Annotated in this window: 3 protein-coding genes; all 3 read left to right on the top strand. The window is 34.2% G+C overall.

Features of this window, described 5'->3' with window-relative positions:
• The first annotated feature begins 129 nt into the window (after positions 1–129).
• The 3 genes from amrA to ACFOZZ_RS02005 are packed head-to-tail and all read left to right on the top strand — an operon-like array spanning position 130 to position 2,338.
• Positions 130–879 carry an AmmeMemoRadiSam system protein A gene (amrA, locus tag ACFOZZ_RS02015; RefSeq protein WP_376814599.1) on the top strand — a complete coding sequence of 250 codons (750 nt, stop codon included), beginning with the start codon at positions 130–132 and terminating at the stop codon, positions 877–879.
• A complete protein-coding gene (gene amrS, locus ACFOZZ_RS02010) occupies positions 872–1,687 on the top strand; it encodes an AmmeMemoRadiSam system radical SAM enzyme (protein WP_376814598.1) in 816 nt (271 codons plus the stop codon). The genes amrA and amrS overlap by 8 nt, the downstream gene beginning before the upstream one ends.
• Positions 1,688–2,338: a MurR/RpiR family transcriptional regulator gene (locus ACFOZZ_RS02005; RefSeq protein WP_376814597.1), complete on the top strand. Its 651-nt coding sequence runs from the start codon at positions 1,688–1,690 to the stop codon at positions 2,336–2,338.
• Positions 2,339–2,382 lie beyond the last annotated feature (44 nt).

Here is a 2,382-nt window from a genome sequence, read left to right as displayed (position 1 = left end):
AAATGATGTACGATTACAAGCTAAACTTGATAGTAGGAACCCCACGGGCTTGCCCGTGGGAGTAGTCAGAAAGAAGAAGGACCGCTCTTTGATCATGATATTATTACAGCATGGAAGAATAGCGATTTTATGCGTTTCTTAACCTTTGATCCACTCTTTATAGAAGCTGCATCTGAATGTGGACTGAGATCATTTCAAATCATGGCAGGTGCTTTAGATCAAAAAAAGATTAAACTAAACTTTTATTCTTATGAAGGACCGTTTGGAGTAGGTTATGGTATATGTGGCTTTGAAATATGTGGCGAAGATTTAACACGTGATATAGGAAACCAATATAAAAAGAAGATGCAGGAAGAAGTTAAGAAGATCAAAGAACATGAAGATAACTATGTCAGATTGGCTAGAACCACAATAGAACATTATGTGAAAGAGAAAGTAGAAATCATTCCAGAAGTCACAGAAGAGATGAAAAGACGTGCAGGTATCTTTGTATCTATTCATGAAGAAGGACGTTTAAGAGGCTGTATTGGTACCTTTATGCCTGTACAGGATAATATTGCCTTAGAAATAGTACATAATGCGATCAGTGCATGTAGTGAAGATCCACGCTTTGATCCTATTACAGAAGAAGAACTAGATAATCTCGTTATCTCGGTCGATGTATTAGGAGAAATAGAACCAGTAGAAGATATCAGTACATTAGATCCTCATATCTATGGTATTATAGTATCCCATGGTTCTAAAAGAGGTTTACTCCTTCCTTCTCTAGAGGGTGTGGATACAGTGACTGATCAGATTCAGATAGCTTGTCATAAGGCAAGTATTCATGAAGGAGAGAAGATCAAGATAGAAAGATTCAAGGTGATCAGACATGATTAGATGTGATTTATGTCCTCATCATTGTGTATTAAAAGGAGGACAGACAGGATTCTGTCATCAAAGAATGAATAAAGAAGGAAGCATAGTACTTAAAGATTATGGTGCTATTACATCACTGTCATTAGATCCTATTGAAAAGAAGCCTCTCTATCATTTCTATCCTGAAACACAGATTCTATCTGTCGGTTCTTACGGCTGTAATATGAAATGTCCTTTCTGTCAGAACTACACCATATCACAGGATAAAGGCTCTTCTGTACAGGTGCATACAACATCTGAAAAACTTGTTGAAGTCGCCTTAGATCTCAAAAAAGAAGGGAATATCGGTATTGCGTTTACTTATAATGAACCACTGATCAGTTATGAATTTATTTGTGAGACATTTGTATTATGTAAGAAGCATGAATTAAAGACTGTTATAGTCTCTAATGGAATGATAGAAGAGAAATATATAAAGGAGTTATCTCCTTTAGTAGATGCATGGAATGTTGATTTAAAAGGATTTAAAGAAGATATTTATAAGAAATTATCAGGTGACTTAAACACAGTAAAAAAGAGTATTTACTATGCTTCTACAAGTCATCTAGAAGTCACTTCTTTGATTGTACCTGGTATCAATGATAGTCTCGAAGATATGGAAGAAGAAGCAAAGTGGTTAGCGTCTATTGATTCGAATATTGTGTTACATATCACACGTTATTTTCCCGAGTATCATTATCATGAATCTCCTACATCTATAGAACTTATTGACCAAATGGTAGAAGTAGCTAAGAAATATTTAAAGAATGTATATAGAGGTAATTGTTAGATGTTTAATGAAGAAAGAATTAAAAGCTTTAGTACAACAGATATGCGTATATATAACTATATATTGAAGCACAGCATTCAATTTCCTTATATGAGTATAAGAGAACTGGCAGAGGAGATTCCTACATCTACAGCTTCTATTATGTGCTTTGTGAAAAAGATGGGATATGACAGTTTTCCGGAATTAAAATATGCTTATAAGAAAGAAGAAAAAGAAGTCTCTCTTTATATGGTGAATGACTTAGATGAAACTATTGACTGTTTAAAGAAGTTCAATACCCCTTATTATCAGGATTTATTCAAAGAAATCGCATATATACTAGGTGATGCGAATATGATTATTTTTGATGGTATGGGAGATTCAGCTAAGATTGCAGAATATGCAGCAAGACGCTTTTCTGGTAATGGTTTCTTTAGTGCTGCCTTAACAGATCCATACCAGAAGGTATCTATGGATGGGACTGATATAGTTGTCGTTATGTTGTCTATCTCAGGAGATACTGTAGAACTTATTAGAAAAGCCAATGATTATAAAGCAGCAGGCAGTACTTTAATCACAATTACTGCTTCAGACGATAATACACTCGCAAAAATGAGTGATTATCATATCAGCTATTATATTAATGTGTTAAACCGCAAACTCTACCCATAATAAAAAGTAATAAAACCGCAAATTAAATTAATAAACAGGTGGAA

This window comes from Catenibacterium sp. GCM10023432, from assembly GCF_042651925.1.
GTDB lineage: Bacteria > Bacillota_I > Bacilli_A > Erysipelotrichales > Coprobacillaceae > Catenibacterium > Catenibacterium mitsuoka.
Note: the sequence above shows the minus strand (reverse complement) of the source record. Positions and strands in the feature narration are given on the sequence as shown.